Raw genomic sequence first — 15920 nt, 5'->3', positions numbered from 1 at the left:
GGTGTACGCTCGGCGCGTCGGACCCGTCCGAAGTCAGGGAGCACTGAGGAAAACCCCGCGCGGCGTGGTGCCGTCGGGGGCCGACCACGGCGCGTCCAGATGACTGCGGTCACGGCCCAGCGACCGGCCCGTGGCGAGGCGCCGGTGCACGCGGATCAGCTCCGCACCCGCATTGGTGGAACGGTCGGAGTCGAAGGCGATGTCGGTGTGGGCGTCGGTGTCGATCACCGTGGGCCGGAATCCCGGTGCGGGCGTGAGGATATCGCCCGGTACCACGTGCACCGTCAGGTCCGGGGTGTCACTCGTGTTCTGGTCCTGCGGGGTGGCCTTGCCGGTCAGCAGCAGGGCGGCCTGTTCGATGAACACCGGGTCGTGGGCGGCGTCGTAGAGCCAGCGCATGCCCAGCACACCGTGTTCGGAGTTGCCGATCAGCGCGTGGTCCAGACCCTCGACGCGGGCCCCGCGGTAGGTCATCGGAACCAGATACGCGACCGGCACCGGACCCGCGAGGTCGGTGACGACCATGAGTTCGATGCCGACCTCACCGTCGGGATCGTCGAGCCGGAATCCGCCCGACTTGACCAGGGCGGGCGTCCCGGCGCCGACATGCCAGTGCCGGGTGGGTAGCCACGCCGTCAGCAATTCCAGCTTGGCGGGCTGCATGGTCGTCTCGTGGATCTCGGCCATAGAGCCATCCTGCCAGAGTCCGGCCGGATCGCGGCCGAACCCCTTGCGGCGGGCCAATATTCGCCGATGTCAGCGCAGCTTTCGGAAGAAGTCACGCAGATCCCGGGTCAGCAGATCGGGGGTCTCCATCGACGCGAAGTGGCCGCCGCGGTCGAACTCCGACCAGTGCACGACGGTGTGCTGCCGTTCGGCCAGGCCGCGAATCGTGCCGTTACCGGGGAAGACCGCCACCCCGGTCGGCACTCCGGAGTTGGGCAGCTCGGCGCCCCAGTGCTGGGATTCCTTGTACAGACGCATGGACGAACCCGCAGTGTTGGTGAACCACAGCACCGAGAGGTTGGTCAGCAACAGGTCGCGGTCGATCGCCGCGTCCGGGGTCTCGCGGGCCGGATCGGTGAAGGTGTTCACCACGTCGAGCACCCACGCGAGCAGGCCCGCCGGGGAGTCGGCGACGGCCGGGGCGAGGGTCTGCGGACGGGTCGAATGCATGCCCGCGTACCCGGAGGTCTCGCTGCTGCTCCAATCCTTCAGCCGCGCCAGCTTCTGCTGATCGGCCTCGCTGTAGCCGGAACCGTCGTCGTTCCAGGACGGGATCGTGATGGGATCGTTGAGGTGCACACCCGCCACCCGATCGGGCACGAGCCGGCCGATGCCGGGCGCGATGAACGATCCGGCGTCCCCGCCGTGCGTGCCGTAGCGGGTGTAGCCCAGGCCGGCCATGAGTTTCACGATCAACTCGGCGGACCGCTCGGTCGCGGCCTCCCCCGCGTGCCGTGTCGGTCCGGAGAAACCGAACCCCGGCAGCGTCGGAATGACCACGTCGAAGGCGTCGGCCGGATCGCCGCCGTACGCGCGCGGATCGGTGAGCGGGCCGATCAGGTCGGTGAAGTCCTCGAACGGCCAGCCGTGCACCAGCACCAGCGGCAGTGCATTCGGCTCGGGCGAACGGACGTGCGTGAAATGCAGTCGCTGATCATCGATTTCGGTGACGAACTGGGGATGGCGGTTGCGTTCGGCCTCGTGGACGCGCCAGTCGAAGCCGCTGCTCCAGTACTCGCACAGCTCGCGCACGTACGCGGTCGGAATGCCGTAGGACCAGCCCACCTCGGGCAGGTCGGCGGGCCACCGGGTGCGGGTCAGGCGAGTCCGCAGATCGTCGATATCGGAGTCCGGAACATCGATTCGGAAGGGCTCGAAAACCGTCATGTCTTCACGGTAGGAACCAACTAGGTCAGGGGCGGTCCTGATCCGTTCGCCGATTCCGCTGCGGCGGCCCGCGTTCTAGGCTGGTACGCGAGCGTTTCAGCCGCGGCGAGGCGGCGCGACTGGAGGGAACCGGCTACGTGACCACCACCTTTCCACCCGGACCGGCCCTGCCGCCCATCGTGCAGACCGCCATCTACACCAAATGGCGCGGACCGCTGGTCCGGTCGGCCGCCCGCCGGCACGGGGACACCTTCACCCTGCATCTGGCCGCGCCGTACGCCGAGAACCTGGTCGTGTTCACCCGGCCCGAGCACATCCGCGAGATCTTCGCCGGCGACCCTGCGGACCTGCACGCCGGAGAGGGCAATCGGCTGCTGGCCGAGATCCTGGGCGAGCACTCGCTGCTGATCACCGACGAGGACGAGCACGCCCGCGCGCGGCGACTGCTCATGCCCGCCTTCGTGGGATCCTCGCTGCGCGGCTACCGGGCGCTGGTCGACGACATCGCGAAAACCCATGTCGACCGCTGGGTTCCGGGCACGACCCTGCACACCCTGGACCGCATGAACGACCTGACGCTCGATGTCATCATGCAGGTGGTGTTCGGTATGGCCGACGAAGCCCGCCGGGCCGCCCTGGTGCCGCGATTGCGCGAGGTCGTGAACGTCAGTCCGATCATCATGTTCGGCTGGAAGTACCCGTTCCTGGCGCGGCGCGGCATGTGGAAGCGGTTCCGCGCCACCCAATCCGCCATCGACGAGCTGCTCTACCGCGAGATCGCGGAGCGCCGGGCGCAGCCGAACCTGGACGCGCGCGACGATGTGCTGTCCCGGCTGCTGGCCGCCGGATCCGGCGAGAACCCCGACGACGCACCGCTGACCGACGCCGAACTGCGCGACCAGCTGATCACCCTGCTGCTGGCCGGGCACGAGACGACCGCGTCCGCGCTGTCCTGGACCTGCCACGAGCTGGCCGCCAATCCCGAGATCCAGACCCAGGCCCGCCGCGCGGCTCACGACGAGGACGAGAAGTACCTCGAAGCGGTGTTGAAGGAGTCGATGCGGCTGCACACGGTCATCGCCGGCACCGGCCGCAAGCTCACCCGCGACCTGACCATCGGCGGATACCACCTGCCGCGGGGCACGGTCATCGCCACCTCGATCATCCTGGCGCACGAACGCGCCGAAGCCTTCCCGGACGCCATCGCGTTCCGGCCCGAGCGATTCCTCGACGGGTCGGTCACGCCCAACACCTGGTTGCCGTTCGGCGGCGGCGTGCGGCGGTGCATCGGAGCCGGGTTCTCACTGATGGAGGGAACGGCGGTGCTGCGGGAGATCCTCACCCGCTACCGGCTTTCGCTGCCGCAGGGCAAGACCGGCGAGCCCGTGCGGATCCGGAACATCACGCACGTTCCGGCCCACGGTGCTCCGGTCGTGGTCTCCCCGCTCCCTTAACCGCGGTCCGGGAATTCGGGTGCGCGTCGCACGTGGGCCTGCGCCACGTACGCCGAGCACTCGTCGCATTCGCTGATGATGGCGTGACGGCAGGCGAGCATATGCTCGAGGAAGTGGTCCGTGGCCTCGAGCAACGCGATGCGCTCGCGCACCTCGGCGCGGCGGTCGTTGATGATGGCCCGCCGATCGGTGTGCTCGCTGAGTCCGAGCTGCCGGATCTGGCTCAGCGACAGGCCGGTTCGCTGCAGCGTCAGGATCGCGCGGGCGTAGTCGAGAATGTCCTCGTTGTAGCTGCGGTGGCCCGACGGACTGCGTGGCGGGGCGAGCAGGCCCACCGATTCCCAATGCCGCAGCACGTGCGTCTCCACACCGAGTGCCGCGGCGGCGTCACCGATTCTCATGTCCTGCGCTGTGGTCACGATTCTCCCCTTTACTTCATGTCGACCTTAAGTATTAGCGTTCCTCCATGTCCGATCCAGTACGCAAGCCCACGCTCATGCAATGCTGCACCGCCGCAATCGGTTCCCTCCACGGCGCGGTCCGGCCACGGCCCGCCGACCAACGGTTCCTGCGCTCGATCACCGATGCGGGACTCCCCCGCACCGAGCGCACCGTCACCGTGACGGCTCTGACCAACGTCCCCCGCCCGGTTCCGACCCAGGTCGTCGTGGAAGGCGTCTCCACTCCGCGCCGCATCACCAGCGCGCTGAGCTCCTTCGTCATCCAGCACCCGGAGGCCACCTTCATCGTGGACCCGGGCTTCTGCGTCGACGCCGAGCACCGCGCCATCGCGCAACTGCCCGCCGTGATCCGCCCGGTCGCGCGTCCGCCGGCCGAGACCGTTGCGACCGCCACGGCCCTGCAAGCCCAACCGGGCCTGCCCGCACTGGACTTCGCGCTGCCCACTCATGCCCACTGGGATCATGTGTGCGGTCTGCTCGACCTGCCGGGCCTGCCCGTCCACCTGCACAGCGTCGAGCGAGATTGGGTCATGACCGGTCCCGTCGCGCCCGTGGGCGGCGTCCGCGACTCCCTCGTCGACCGTCCCCACCAGGAGTACGACCTCGACGGTCCCCCGATCCTCACCTTCACCCGCAGCCACGACCTCTTCGGAGACGGCAGCGTCGTCCTGGTCGACCTCGGCGGACACACACCCGGCAGCATCGGCGTTCTCGCCCATACGACGCACGGCTGGAAACTCCTCGCCGGCGACGCCGCCTGGCACACCCTGCAAATCGACCGAATCCGGCAGAAGGCCACCTATCCGGGCGTCTTCATGGACCACGACCGCGACGCCACCTTCAAAACCCTCCACCGCCTCCACCTGGCGCAACGCCTCGTTCCGGTGATCCCCACCCACGATCACGACGCCGCCCTGCTGCTGGCAGCGCCCGATGCGGAGGTCGCCGAGCCGCTACCGTGAACCCATGGGGATCACCGTACGTCCGGCCCAGCTATCCGACATTCCGGAATTGGCGCGAGTGCTCGGCATCGCCTTTTCCGACGATCCGATCACCGCATGGCTCATCCGCGACGACGCCACCCGCGCTCGCCGCGCCGCCGCATTGTTCACCGCGATGGCCCGCCACCACTTCATCCCCCTGGGTGGGGTGGAGGTGGCCTGCAACGACGCCAATTCCATCGTGGGCGCGGCACTCTGGGCACCGCCCGGGCACTGGCACGCCCCGGAGAGCGCGACCCGGCGTCAGCTGCCCGGGCTGCTGTTCGCCTTCCGGCACCGGCTGCTGACCGCCGGCCGGCTCTCGGAGACGATGGCGCGGGCGCACCCCCGTGAACCGCACTGGTATCTGGCCGTCCTCGGAACCCTGCCTGGTGTTCGCGGACAGGGATTCGGGCGGGCCCTGCTCAATTCGCGTCTGGATCGCTGCGACCAGGAGGGCCTGCCCGCGTACCTGGAATCCAGCAAACCCGACAACGTGCCGTACTACGAGCGATTCGGCTTCGAGGTCACCGGCACCCTGGACGCCACCCGAGGCGGCCCGCCGTTGTGGCCGATGTGGCGTACGCCCCGCTGACGACAACGGTCGTTCATCCAATCTCGGTGCCCCACACGAACGTCAGCCACACCCGTCGGACGGCGGCCATGCTGCGTTCGGCATGCCGGACCGAAGACCTTTGCGTCCGTTGGACTTTGCGTCAGCGACCTCGTGCGGCGCGCTCGGCGCGGTGGGACAGATCAGCGAACGCGTCACGGAGCGCCTGCGGGCCGACGACTTCGACCTCGGCGTCGAACCTGGCCAGCATGGCCGCCAGCCCTGCCCACGACCAGGATCCGATCAGCAGTCGGGTGCGGGCGGGCCCGAGTTCCTCGGCGACGCCGTCAGCGGCGAAAGGCGCCACCTGTGCGGCGGGGAGGTCGAGGATCACCTCGCCGCGGCACCGCCAATTGTTCGCGCTGTCGGAGCCTTTGAACCGGCCCGCGACGAAGGTGGCGACGTCGCGGCCCGGCAGTGGCTGGGGTGTGAAGCGCGGTCCGTTGGGAGTGCGCAACACCATCCGGTCGACGCGGTAGATGCGCCAGTCCGCCCGCTGTGGACTCCATCCGATCAGGTACCAGCGTCCGCCCCGGATCACGAGGTGGTGGGGTTGCACTCGCCGCGGCGGCCGCGGGCTGGCGTCGGCTGCGGGCATCGGCGTCCGATAGTCGAACCGCAGCTCCTCAGCGGCTCGGATGGCCGCGCTCAACGTGAGCAGGGCGTCGGTGTCGACACGGGCCCCGATGCCGCGCCCGACCGATTCGACCGCGGTGATCTCGAGGGCGTCGATGCGGTGACGCAGCCGCTTGGGCAGGACCTGGCGGACGGTCGTGAGCGCTCGTGCCGCGGCCTCTTCGACACCCGCTCCAGCCCCGACCGCGATCCGCAACGCCACCGCGAGAGCGATCGCCTGTTCGTCATCGAACAGCAGTGGTGGCAGCTCGCTGCCTGCGTCGAGCCGGTAGCCGCCCTCAGGTCCCTTGACCGCGTGGACGAGGTACCCGAGCTCACGGAGCCGATCGACGTCGCGGCGCACGGTGCGTTCGCTGACACCGAGCCGCTGGGCGAGCAGGCCGCCGGGCCAGGCGCGGCGGACCTGGAGCAGTGACAACAACGAGAGCAGGCGACGGGAGGTTGCCGTCGAGGTGGCGGTCGGCATGGTCGCCAGATTGCCACGAATAGCGGACATTCCCTGTCCTGTACTACTGCGAGAGTGAATTCCGTTGCCGGAAGCCTCCGGCGGCGAACCATGCGTGAAAGGACAGGCCATCATGTCGGTCAACGCTGTCGCCCACCTGAATTTCCACGGGCAGGCTCGTGCGGCTCTGGAGTTCTACCAGTCGGTGTTCGGTGGGCAGATCTCGATCGCCACCTACGGCGACTTCGGGATGCCCGCGGAGGCGCCGGGTGCGAGCAATGTGGTGTTCGGCCAGGTCTCCGCCGACAACGGGTTCCGGGTCATGGCATACGACGTGCCCGGCCCGGACGAACCGGTCGCCGACTACGCGCCGACCACCCGCCGCGAAAACGGCACCACCATCACCACGGAACCGTTCTTCCTGTCCGTGCGCGGCGACACCGTCGAGGAAGCCGGCGCGTTGTGGAAGCTCCTCGCCGACGGTGCGACGGTCATCGAGGAGTTCGCCGCAGCCCCATGGACGCCCGGGTTCGGGATGCTGCGCGATCGTTTCGGCATCACCTGGATCCTCGACGTCGCAGTCGATGACACCCAGCCCTGACCAGAAATGACGATGCACCGGCAGCTGGTCGCTACCGGTGCATCCTCGTGTGCGGCGATCAGGGCTTGCGGGCCATGCCGCCGACCACCAGCTGTTCCCAGACCGTCAGCTCGGGCTGGTCCCCTTCGGAGTCCTCCCCACGCCACTGGACGCACGGGCGCAGATCGTCCTCGTCGAGCGCGAGCGTTCCGAAACAGGCGCGGATCTCGTCGTCGGTGCGGAAGCGTCCACGGCCGAAGGCTTCCAGGATCTTGCTCGCGGTCGCGATCGCCTCGCGCGAGGTTCCGGTTCGGAAGTGCGACAGGTAGATCCGGCTGCCGGAAGCGATCCGATCCGCCCAGTACTGGACCACAGAGGTCGGATTCTCTTCGTCATTGACGAAACTCAGCGTCATGGCGAAGAGCAGGCCGACCGGCTCGTCGAAGTTGATGAGCCGCTGCACCTCGGCGTTGTTCTCGATACCCGCCGGATCGCGAATATCGGCTTCCAGCACCGTGATTCCGTCGTCGACGGCGAGCAGCGCCCGGCCGTGGGCCACCACGAACGGATCGTCGTCGACGTACACGACGTGGGCCTCCGGGTAGACCTGCCGTACCACCTCGTGCACGTTCACGGCCGCCGGAAGTCCGCAGCCCATATCGATGATCTGCCGGATTCCCGCGTCCGCCATGGCCTTCGCGGCGCGCAGCACTGCGTCGCGATTGGTGATGGCCAACTTTTCCGACCCGGGTAGATCCTCGATGAAGTAGTCACCGAGATCCTTGTCGACACCGTAATTGTCGCGCCCGCCGAGGACGTAGCTGTATACGCGTGCCACGCTCGGCCGGGACTGCCGTGCTCGCATGGCGTTGATGTTCAAGTGTCACACCCCTCTTTCCCCACCGACGATACCGCTATCCACCAGGAAATCTTGCGTCATATTCGCAAACGGCACCAGGTGTCACAAGGGGTGGGTCCGAGCTATTTCTGGACGGTCGCGGCGGCCGGCGTGGTGGCCGGGTCGGCGGTGGGAGTCGCTGCGGCCGTACCGGTTTGCGGAGACGTCGTCTCCGCCGCCGTGGTGGTCGGAGCAACCGTGGTGGACGTGACGGTGGGCGCCGGATCGGTGGAGGTCGTCGCCGGTGGGGTTGTCGTCGCGGTTGCGGCGGCGGTAATCGGAACCGGGCAGTCGCCACCGTGTTGCTCACCGAGCAGATTGATTTCGGCGTTGCTGCGCGGGTCGCCGGCGTAGTTGATCTTGTCTGTGCACTTCACGTAGTGGTCGACGCCGCCGGGAGCCGGAGCGGGCTCGGGCGGCGGCGCGTCACCGGGTGCCACGTCCTGCGGCTGCTGCGGCGAGTTCGCTACCGGGTTACCACCGCCGGGATTGCCACCGCCCGGGTTCCCGCCACCCGGACTCGCCACCGGCGCACCGGAACTCGTCGGTACCACACTGGTGGCCGTCACACTGATGGACGGTTTGGTCGTCGTCGCCGATGAGGTCTTCGAATCGTCCGAGGAACACCCTGCCGCCAGTGTCAACACGGCCGTCAACATCAATACCGCCGCCGCGCCGACACCCTTCCCCGCACGCACCCGGCCACACCGATCCGCAATCGCGGACATGCTTCCTCCCGAATTCACCGCAGCCCCAGCCCCGACACATCCGCTGCGCGACAAGACAACTCGGGGGCGGAGGCCCCCGCTCCGACCTTAGGAGGCGAATCTCCGGTTCACCATCGGAGCGGTGCCCTCAATTTCTCTGTCCCCCGCAACGGGGCTGCATGGTGTAAGGGGCTACTTGGAGGGCTCGGGCTGTTCGTTTCGGGTTGCGAGGAGGGCGTCGAGTTGTTGCTCGGCGCGGGCGGCCCGCGCCAGGGTCTGGGCCCGCGCGTCATCGAGCGCCGCGATGCGGGCGGCGGACTCCTGATGCGCCTGGTCCAGTGCGGCTTTGGCTTCCGCACGGACGGTGCCGATATCGGCGGCGGCTTGTCGGCGGACATCGGCGAGTTCGGTCCTGGCGCGTTCGAGATCGGTGCGCGTCTGTTCCAGTACCGACCGCGTTTCGGCGACCACCTGGCTGCGTTCCGCCACCGCGGCTTCTGCGCGTTCGATGGTGCGCTCGGCATCGGCGGCGCGCTGCACCGCCAGATCCCGCTCCGCGCCCGCCGCGGTGATCCGCTGCGCCGAATCCCTCCGCACCTGCTCGATCTCGGCCGCCGCCTTGGTGCGCGCCAACTCGATGTCCTCGCTCGCCTGCTGCCGGGCCCGCTCGACATCCTCGCTGGATTCCCTGCGGATGGTGCGGATCTCGGCCTCCGCCTCGGCCCGCGCCGCGAACACATCATCGGCGGCCTGCTTGGTCACCCGCGCGACTTCCCGCAGCGCGTCATCGCGCGCCGCCAGCGCCTCCGCGATCCGCCCCTCGGCTTCCTCCGCAGCGAGCGCCGCGTCCTCGGCCGCCGAATCCGCCGCGGCCCTGGCCTCGTCGCCCTCCCGCCGCGCCTGCTCGGCCACCACGGTCGCCATCTCCGCCTCGGCAATCCGCCGCGCCGCATCGGCCTGCACGGCCTGGACCTGCGCCTCAGCCACCGCCGGGTCGGCCAGGGTGGACAGCTCCGCCACCGCCGTATTCAACGTCGTACCCAGCTGTTCGGCGATCGCCCGAAACTGTCCGAGCAGCTCATCCGCCCGTAGCCGAGCCACGGTCACCGGCCCCTGTTGCGTCACAGTGACATTGGCGACCGGCCCTTCCCCCTCCCCCGCCTGCTGCCGCTGCCGCTCCCGCCAAGCCCTCCACCGCGTGTGCTCGGGGTGCTCACAGTATTCCGACGGCCGCCCCGGCCCTCCGCCGCGCGTGATCGGTTTCGTACACCCCGGGTAGTTGCAAGTACTCGTCACGTCGCAAATCGTAGCGTTGGTTCCGTCACTTCCAACGGAACAACACGAAACGAAACCTGATCTGCCCCAAACCAATCGATCCGAGTCTGACCTCCGATAAGTGAACCTTATCGGGGGTCAGGATTCCCCACTTCCCCAATCGACGTCGCAAACAATACGTTTACGTTTGGTCGCAGCCAACGTTACGAAACCCCAACGTATCCCCCGAAAAACTGTGCTCGCATGCACGCCCGTACCAATTCCCGAGTCTGCTGGTGTCGCAGCCGTCCACGCTGCTGCGTAGCCGCGACCGACGGACCGTAGATTCTCGTCGTACCGACCACATCGCATCGACGGATAGGACCTGGATGCTCAACCTGAACCACGACGATGCCCCCGCCCTCCTGCGCGAACGCTTCGTCGTCGAAATCGGCATTCGGCAAGCCTGGCCGTACGTGACATTCGCCGATCATCGTGACGAGGCATCTCCGCAGGAAGTCCGCCTCTACATCGACAGCAGTTTCACCGTGATACCGGGCCCCGCTGTCCCGGTCCCTGCGGAAGAGGACGATGAGAAACTCAGGCTGCTACGCCTGGCCGAAGTGCTCAACCAGACCGTTCACGACGTCACCGTCGAGGACGACGGGAGCCTGATGGTGAAGTTCCACGACAACGTCTGCTTGCGTGTGTCTGGGCACAGTCAACCCTGGACTACACACGACGTCTGGTGGCTCGGCTCGTGCCCTGCCGGATAACAGCCGAAGACGGTATCGATCAGCGCAGCACGCCGGCCTGGCGTGCGGCCCGCAACCAGGAGGGGAATTCGCTGAGCAGCAAACGGTACAGCTCGGCGTCGGAGAGCTGATCGATGTCGCGCACGGCGAAGAAGCCCGCGTTGTCGACCACCCGGCCATCGAGATCGTCGAGTTTGGTCAGGATCCCGAAGTTGTTGGGCCCCAGCCCGATGAACTGCCAGAAGGCGGGCGCCCGCGACGCGGCACGCATGAGTTGGGTGATCTCGCGGCGTTTGCTGAACCCGCCGTCGGTGAAGAACAAAACGAGCGTCGGCTGGCCGGTGTTCTGCAGCGACCCGAGAATCGCCTGCATGATCGGGATCTCGTCATTCACCGCGCCGATGTGCCGGTAGTCGATGCCCGCGTGCACGCCGTTCAGGTGCAGGAACGTCGCGCACCACCGCTCGGCGTCCTCGACGGTGATATCGGGCAGCTTCGCGTACTTCTGGCCGTAGAGGAACGGCTCGAGCGCACCGTTGTCGTCGAGTTGAATGGCGACCGGGATCATCCGCTCCACCACCTGGTGCACGACCTTGCGCTTATAGAGCCCGGCCATACTCCCGGTCTTGTCGATCACCAGGATCACCCTTGCCCGCACGCCTTGTGCGCCCTTGGTCAGCAATACCTTGACCACTTCGCGTTTGCGCAGATCCAGAACCTGCCGCTTCTCGAGCGACAACTTCGCCTCACCCGGCATAGACCGCACCGACGCGATCGGCTCGGGCGCAGGCGTCGCCGTGGCGGAGCCGATCGCCGGTTGATCGACGACGACACCGTGATCGGTGATCAGATCCGCGAAGCCGCCCGCATAACCCTGCCCGACAGCACGCACCTTCCAGCCCGAACCGCGACGGTACAGTTCGATCGCCACGATCACGGATTCCCTGCCGAGGCCGTCGATCCGGTAGTCGTACAACGGCTTTCCGGCGGCATCCGCGAGAGTTGCGGTGGGTGGCGGATAGGCGCCGAAGGACGCGTGCTGATCATCGAGGGTGACCACCGCCCGGATCTGCGCGATCTCGGCCGGTACTTGACTCAGATCCACCCGCAGGGTTCCCGCCGACAGGTGGACACCGGATGCGTCAGGCTGGTTGTAGAACACGAAGTCGGCATCCGAGCGGACCTTCCCCGCAGCGGTGACCAGCAGTGCCGAAATGTCCACCGGGGCCGGGACGCTCACAGCGATCACCACCGCGGCCGTCGCTACTTCGGCGTTCTGCCCCTTGGTCAGCATCAGTGGAGACTCGGTCATCAGGTCGGCTCTCGATCCAGGTAGACGGTTCCCGTTCACCGTAACCATTCGCGCACCCTGCTTCTCGGCGAATGGTTACGGTCCTGCGGAATCCGCGTGCTGAGTTGGCTTACGGCTGCGAGTGCGACAGCAGGACCGCGAGCGAGTTCGTGAGCCATCGCTCGTACGCCGCGGGCGTCCAGCCGGCGTCGGTGACCAGGCTGTGGTAGACGTCGTCTGTCATCAGCGCGATGGCGACATCGGTGGCGTTGGCGTCGAGGTTTCTACCGGCATCGCGAATCTGCGCGATGACCGCGTCGATTTCGATGCGGTTGCGGCGCATGGCTTCTGCCCTGGCATTGGCGATGTCGGCGTCGATGCTGGCGCCGGAGTGCAGCAGCGTGAGGATGTCACCACACCGCTCGCGGACCTGTCGGCTTCCCTTGGCCAGCACCTGAATCAACTCCAGGGAATCGTCGAGGTGCTGGGACTCGGCTCGCAGATCGATCAAACCCGCTTCTTCCTCGAGCAGGTCGATCAGCCCTCGCAGCACTCCGGCCTTGGAACCGAAGTGCGAGTAGATCGTTTGCGGCGCGACCCCGGCCTCGCGGGCGATGTGCCGAATCGACGTGCCCGTGTAACCGCTCTCGGCGAAGAGCCGGCGGGCGGTGGTCAGGATGATCCGCAGCGTCAGTTGCTCACGTCGATCACGCAAGCGGACCACGCCGGATTGCTCCGCCGACATCTACTCCTCCTGTCCAACAACCACACCTGTGGTCAGTCAGCGTATCGAGCCCATCAGCTTCGACGTGCTCGTACTACGCCGAGTCTAGTTGATCATCGATCCACTCACTAGAACGTTGTTCCATTTACTGATCATCTGTTCTAGAGTGGTGGTCGTCATGATGGCCGACCGGCCGCAAGGATCGGGCAGGGCGCCCAGGGGAGGCCGGCACCCCACACTCCGACAAGGAACTCGATGAAACAGCTCTACTTCGCGGCGACCCTCTACACCGTCCTCGGACTGCTGTCCGGGTTGTTCTATCGCGATTTCACGAAGTCCCACAATTTCACCGGGAAGACCGAACTCGCGATCACCCATACGCATCTGTTGTCGCTCGGCACGCTGTTCTTTCTCATTGTCCTGGCTTTGGACAAGCAGTTCGCCATTTCCTCCCAGCGGCTGTACGGCTGGTTCTTCTGGACGTACAACACAGGCGTCCTCTGGTCGGTGACCTGTATGACGCTGATCGGCATGCGAACCGTCAAGGGCCAACCCGAGAGCGGGTTCCTTGCCCACATGTCCGGCGGCGGCCACATCCTCCTGACCATCGGATTCACACTGTTCTTCGTCTGCCTGTATCGCCCGGCGACGGCCCGTCAGGAAGTACCCGCCCACGTATGACGCACGGGCACACCAGATTTACGAATGAAGTCAGCACGAAAGGATGAACCAATGATCCAATTCCAGGCACTGGACCCCACGGTCCCGCTCCCTGTCCAGCTCCAGGAGAACACCGGCCCGATCAACGTCATCAACATCTTCGTCGTCCCCGCCGACCTGGCCGATGACTTCCTGAAGATCTGGACCGAAGACGCTTCCTTCATGAAGTCACAACCCGGCTTCGTCTCCACCCAAATGCACCGCGGATTCGGCGGCAGCCAACTCTTCGCCAATATCGCGGTCTGGGAATCCTCCGCGGCCCTCCTGGCAGCCCTCTCCAACCCACAGTTCCATCAAGGCGCAGCCAAGTACCCCGACGGAATCATCACCTACCCAACCGCATTCCAGAAGCTCGCCGTCGAGGGAATCTGCGGCGCCTGACCATCACCCCGATCGCTGAGGCGGGCGAATACGGCCGCCTCAACGATCGGATCAGGTTCGGTCGTCTGTCCCAGAGGCACTGATCCACGCGGCGAGGGTGGCGAAATCAGTGCGCTGTAGTCAGGCGCTGTAGGACCGAGCGACGGCGGCGAAGGCCTGCTTCGGTTCCCATGGCATGTCCGGGTAGGTGTCGCCGTGGGTGTGCTCCAGGACTTTGACGATGCCGAGGCTGGCCAGGTCCAGGTCGTCGCGGGGATCGCCGTCGGGGCGGTGCGGGTGGCTGTGCAGCGCGAAGAGGAATACGAAGGTGCTGTCGACGGCTTCGGTGTCGAAGATCTCGAGCAGTTCGGAGAGGTAGGCGGCTTGTTCGGTCTCGTCCCGGATGAAGCTGCCCGTCAATCGGATCGGGGCGCCGGTGGCGTCGTATTCGACGATTTCGTTGCTGCGTGGCGCGATATCGGCCGCGCCTTGCCAGGTGGCGGTGCCGAAACCGGTGATCGCCAGCGGCTTTCCCTGGGCGACCAGGTCGCGCACCCCGGCCCGGAATCGGTCGGCCACCTCGGCGGAGCGAATGAGCTCGATCGACATGATGTCGAAGGGGGTCCAGTCGATCCGCTCGAACGGGATGGCGCAGTAGGTGAGCTTGCCTGCGAAGTGCTCACGCACCACCGCCACGGCCTCCCCCAGGAACCTGTCGAGACGACCGATCACCTCGGCCAGCCGCTCACCGCGGGTCTCGGGATCGCCGAGCAGGAATTCGAGCCTCTCCCAGACAGAGTCGCCGGGCAGGAACTCCCGATTCATCAGGCTCAGCTCGACTCCGGTGACGAATACGACCTCGGCTCCGGACGCCCGCAGCCGCTCGGCCCGTCGCGCACAATCCGCGAACAAGGCCAGGATCTCCGCAGCCGTCCGTTCCAGCGGGTAGGGCGAGAACCACACCTCGAGACCCAGTTCCGCGGCATGCCGCGCCGCCACGTCGAGCCGGTCGGCATCGCCTCCGACAATCTGAACGGCCGTGCAGTGCAGGTCGTCTCGGATGATCGCCAACTCCCGGCGGACAACGTCGGGGTCGAAGTCCTGTCGTGACGTGTGGCCGTTCGCGATGAACCCGGTGTCATAGGTCATTCCCTTGGCTCGCATGTGCGATCCCTTCTGTCGATCGGGCGGTTCGGTCGACGCCAGGCTAACCACGAAACATGCGTGCACGCAATATTTCGTACACGCACCTTTGTATGGCAGGATCGGGTCGTGACACCGCGACCCGCAGGATTGCGCGAGCGCAAGAAGCAGGCCACCCGCGAGGCCCTCCGGGAAGCCGCGCTACGACTGGCCCTCGAACAGGGGCCGGACAATATGCGCGTCGAGGACATCGCCGAGGCGGCCGGCGTCTCGCCGCGCACCTACAACAACTACTTCTCCAGCCGCGACCAGGCGATCGTCGCGGCCGTCACCGGCGAGCGGGACGCCCGGGTCGCCGCGGCCGTCACCGCCCGAGCCCCCGAGGTGGGTCTCGCGGACGCGATCATCGCCGCGGTTCTGACGGAGTACATCGACCCGGGCGAAACCCGCCGCGACGCAGTGCTATTGATCACCACGCATCCGGCGCTCCGCGAAGTGTTCCTCGGAACCACGGGCGCGATCTCGAAACCTCTTGCCGCCGCGATCACCGAACGCCTGGGCGCCATCGACGAATTCACCGCCCCGGTACTCGCCGCCGGGGTGGCCGCCGCCATCCGGGTCGCGCTCGAACAATGGCTACAGCCCGCCTCCGACACCGCCATCGCAGGCTTCGTCGTGGTGTCCGGCTCGCTGTCCGATCTGCTGCGCGCCGCGCTCGCCCCACTCGTGCCCGCGCTCGACGACGCGGAGACCAGGGCAGGTTCCGCAGCGCGCACTCCGACGAGTCACGGTCCCGATCACGTTCGTTCCTAGCTCGGGCGTGAGAGCTTCTCTACCCCGGTGGATGATTCGTCACTGACGGCGTATTCGCCGGTGTTCGGGTATCGCATGCCTCATTGGGCAGCAGGACGCCCGGATGCTGGCGGGCAAGAGCGGTGGCGTGGTCGTAGAGCGTGGTGGAGAACTCGATTCTCTCGATCGACAGGCGTTGACCGCCCGCACAACA

At 67.0% G+C, this 15920-nt stretch carries 18 protein-coding genes; 8 read left to right on the top strand and 10 right to left on the bottom strand.

Annotated features, from left to right (window positions below; all coding sequences use genetic code 11):
- Positions 1–33 precede the first annotated feature (33 nt).
- Both ACQPYY_RS17290 and ACQPYY_RS17285 read right to left on the bottom strand, forming a co-directional pair.
- Positions 34–687 (bottom strand): maltokinase N-terminal cap-like domain-containing protein, encoded by a 654-nt coding sequence (locus ACQPYY_RS17290; protein WP_433594530.1) that lies wholly within the window; start codon positions 685–687, stop codon positions 34–36.
- A gap of 69 nt (positions 688–756) precedes the next feature.
- Positions 757–1893 carry an epoxide hydrolase family protein gene (locus tag ACQPYY_RS17285; protein ID WP_433594529.1) on the bottom strand — a complete coding sequence of 379 codons (1137 nt, stop codon included), beginning with the start codon at positions 1891–1893 and terminating at the stop codon, positions 757–759.
- Between the two features lie 137 nt (positions 1894–2030).
- On the opposite strand from ACQPYY_RS17285, the gene ACQPYY_RS17280 reads away from it, so the two are divergent.
- The gene (locus ACQPYY_RS17280) at positions 2031–3347 is read left to right on the top strand and encodes a cytochrome P450 (protein ID WP_433594528.1); all 1317 of its coding nucleotides are present in this window, start codon (positions 2031–2033) and stop codon (positions 3345–3347) included.
- On the opposite strand, the gene ACQPYY_RS17275 is transcribed toward ACQPYY_RS17280, so the two are convergent.
- Entirely contained in the window at positions 3344–3766 is a 423-nt protein-coding gene (locus ACQPYY_RS17275; RefSeq protein WP_433594527.1) for a MerR family transcriptional regulator, read from the bottom strand. The two genes, ACQPYY_RS17280 and ACQPYY_RS17275, sit on opposite strands and share 4 nt — an antisense overlap.
- Positions 3767–3813: 47 nt before the next feature.
- On the opposite strand from ACQPYY_RS17275, the gene ACQPYY_RS17270 reads away from it, so the two are divergent.
- Positions 3814–4770, top strand: coding sequence for an MBL fold metallo-hydrolase (locus ACQPYY_RS17270; protein ID WP_433594526.1), 957 nt, complete (start codon positions 3814–3816; stop codon positions 4768–4770).
- Between the two features lie 4 nt (positions 4771–4774).
- Positions 4775–5383 (top strand): GNAT family N-acetyltransferase, encoded by a 609-nt coding sequence (locus ACQPYY_RS17265; RefSeq protein WP_433594525.1) that lies wholly within the window; start codon positions 4775–4777, stop codon positions 5381–5383.
- Positions 5384–5504: 121 nt separating this feature from the next.
- Here ACQPYY_RS17265 and ACQPYY_RS17260 read toward each other — a convergent pair whose 3' ends face one another.
- Positions 5505–6533, bottom strand: coding sequence for a helix-turn-helix transcriptional regulator (locus tag ACQPYY_RS17260; protein WP_433594524.1), 1029 nt, complete (start codon positions 6531–6533; stop codon positions 5505–5507).
- 82 nt (positions 6534–6615) lie between these two features.
- Here ACQPYY_RS17260 and ACQPYY_RS17255 point away from each other — a divergent pair, with 82 nt between their 5' ends.
- Positions 6616–7083, top strand: coding sequence for a VOC family protein (locus ACQPYY_RS17255; protein ID WP_433594523.1), 468 nt, complete (start codon positions 6616–6618; stop codon positions 7081–7083).
- A gap of 58 nt (positions 7084–7141) precedes the next feature.
- Here ACQPYY_RS17255 and ACQPYY_RS17250 read toward each other — a convergent pair whose 3' ends face one another.
- From ACQPYY_RS17250 to ACQPYY_RS17240, 3 genes are all read right to left on the bottom strand, one after another.
- Positions 7142–7927: an SAM-dependent methyltransferase gene (locus ACQPYY_RS17250; RefSeq protein ID WP_433594522.1), complete on the bottom strand. Its 786-nt coding sequence runs from the start codon at positions 7925–7927 to the stop codon at positions 7142–7144.
- A 116-nt stretch (positions 7928–8043) separates the two neighbouring features.
- Entirely contained in the window at positions 8044–8529 is a 486-nt protein-coding gene (locus ACQPYY_RS17245; protein ID WP_433594521.1) for a hypothetical protein, read from the bottom strand.
- A gap of 330 nt (positions 8530–8859) precedes the next feature.
- Complete coding sequence (locus ACQPYY_RS17240) at positions 8860–9792, bottom strand: hypothetical protein (RefSeq protein WP_433594520.1); 933 nt, start codon at positions 9790–9792, stop codon at positions 8860–8862.
- 518 nt (positions 9793–10310) lie between these two features.
- Between ACQPYY_RS17240 and ACQPYY_RS17235 the strand changes: the two genes are divergently transcribed.
- Positions 10311–10697, top strand: coding sequence for a hypothetical protein (locus ACQPYY_RS17235; protein WP_433594519.1), 387 nt, complete (start codon positions 10311–10313; stop codon positions 10695–10697).
- 19 nt (positions 10698–10716) lie between these two features.
- Here the strand turns inward: ACQPYY_RS17235 and ACQPYY_RS17230 are convergent, their stop codons facing one another.
- Both ACQPYY_RS17230 and ACQPYY_RS17225 read right to left on the bottom strand, forming a co-directional pair.
- Positions 10717–11988: a vWA domain-containing protein gene (locus tag ACQPYY_RS17230; RefSeq protein ID WP_433594518.1), complete on the bottom strand. Its 1272-nt coding sequence runs from the start codon at positions 11986–11988 to the stop codon at positions 10717–10719.
- 109 nt (positions 11989–12097) lie between these two features.
- On the bottom strand, positions 12098–12712 hold the full coding sequence (locus tag ACQPYY_RS17225; RefSeq protein ID WP_433594517.1) for a TetR/AcrR family transcriptional regulator: 615 nt from the start codon (positions 12710–12712) through the stop codon (positions 12098–12100).
- Between the two features lie 234 nt (positions 12713–12946).
- Here ACQPYY_RS17225 and ACQPYY_RS17220 point away from each other — a divergent pair, with 234 nt between their 5' ends.
- The gene (locus ACQPYY_RS17220) at positions 12947–13372 is read left to right on the top strand and encodes a DUF2871 domain-containing protein (protein ID WP_433594516.1); all 426 of its coding nucleotides are present in this window, start codon (positions 12947–12949) and stop codon (positions 13370–13372) included.
- 51 nt (positions 13373–13423) lie between these two features.
- A complete protein-coding gene (locus tag ACQPYY_RS17215) occupies positions 13424–13792 on the top strand; it encodes an antibiotic biosynthesis monooxygenase family protein (protein WP_379099336.1) in 369 nt (122 codons plus the stop codon).
- Positions 13793–13912: 120 nt separating this feature from the next.
- Here ACQPYY_RS17215 and ACQPYY_RS17210 read toward each other — a convergent pair whose 3' ends face one another.
- A complete protein-coding gene (locus ACQPYY_RS17210) occupies positions 13913–14935 on the bottom strand; it encodes a hypothetical protein (protein WP_433594515.1) in 1023 nt (340 codons plus the stop codon).
- A 108-nt stretch (positions 14936–15043) separates the two neighbouring features.
- Here ACQPYY_RS17210 and ACQPYY_RS17205 point away from each other — a divergent pair, with 108 nt between their 5' ends.
- A complete protein-coding gene (locus tag ACQPYY_RS17205) occupies positions 15044–15727 on the top strand; it encodes a TetR/AcrR family transcriptional regulator (protein ID WP_433594514.1) in 684 nt (227 codons plus the stop codon).
- The last annotated feature ends 193 nt before the right edge of the window (positions 15728–15920 follow it).

Origin of the sequence: Nocardia sp. CA-145437 (genome assembly GCF_050956485.1) — a bacterium.
In the GTDB taxonomy this organism is placed as follows: domain Bacteria; phylum Actinomycetota; class Actinomycetes; order Mycobacteriales; family Mycobacteriaceae; genus Nocardia.
The sequence above is the reverse complement of the archived record's forward strand: the minus strand, read 5'-3'. Positions and strand labels throughout refer to the sequence as shown.

Excerpts from the sequence above, each read along its gene's own strand:
- ACQPYY_RS17225 (WP_433594517.1), bottom strand. The coding sequence starts at position 12,712 with ATGTCGGCGGAGCAATCCGGCGTGGTCCGCTTGCGTGATCGACGTGAG.
- ACQPYY_RS17210 (WP_433594515.1), bottom strand. The coding sequence starts at position 14,935 with ATGCGAGCCAAGGGAATGACCTATGACACCGGGTTCATCGCGAACGGC.
- ACQPYY_RS17270 (WP_433594526.1), top strand. The coding sequence starts at position 3,814 with ATGTCCGATCCAGTACGCAAGCCCACGCTCATGCAATGCTGCACCGCC.
- ACQPYY_RS17250 (WP_433594522.1), bottom strand. The coding sequence starts at position 7,927 with ATGCGAGCACGGCAGTCCCGGCCGAGCGTGGCACGCGTATACAGCTAC.
- ACQPYY_RS17255 (WP_433594523.1), top strand. The coding sequence starts at position 6,616 with ATGTCGGTCAACGCTGTCGCCCACCTGAATTTCCACGGGCAGGCTCGT.
- ACQPYY_RS17220 (WP_433594516.1), top strand. The coding sequence starts at position 12,947 with ATGAAACAGCTCTACTTCGCGGCGACCCTCTACACCGTCCTCGGACTG.
- ACQPYY_RS17285 (WP_433594529.1), bottom strand. The coding sequence starts at position 1,893 with ATGACGGTTTTCGAGCCCTTCCGAATCGATGTTCCGGACTCCGATATC.
- ACQPYY_RS17260 (WP_433594524.1), bottom strand. The coding sequence starts at position 6,533 with ATGTCCGCTATTCGTGGCAATCTGGCGACCATGCCGACCGCCACCTCG.
- ACQPYY_RS17230 (WP_433594518.1), bottom strand. The coding sequence starts at position 11,988 with ATGACCGAGTCTCCACTGATGCTGACCAAGGGGCAGAACGCCGAAGTA.
- ACQPYY_RS17215 (WP_379099336.1), top strand. The coding sequence starts at position 13,424 with ATGATCCAATTCCAGGCACTGGACCCCACGGTCCCGCTCCCTGTCCAG.
- ACQPYY_RS17235 (WP_433594519.1), top strand. The coding sequence starts at position 10,311 with ATGCTCAACCTGAACCACGACGATGCCCCCGCCCTCCTGCGCGAACGC.
- ACQPYY_RS17265 (WP_433594525.1), top strand. The coding sequence starts at position 4,775 with ATGGGGATCACCGTACGTCCGGCCCAGCTATCCGACATTCCGGAATTG.
- ACQPYY_RS17290 (WP_433594530.1), bottom strand. The coding sequence starts at position 687 with ATGGCCGAGATCCACGAGACGACCATGCAGCCCGCCAAGCTGGAATTG.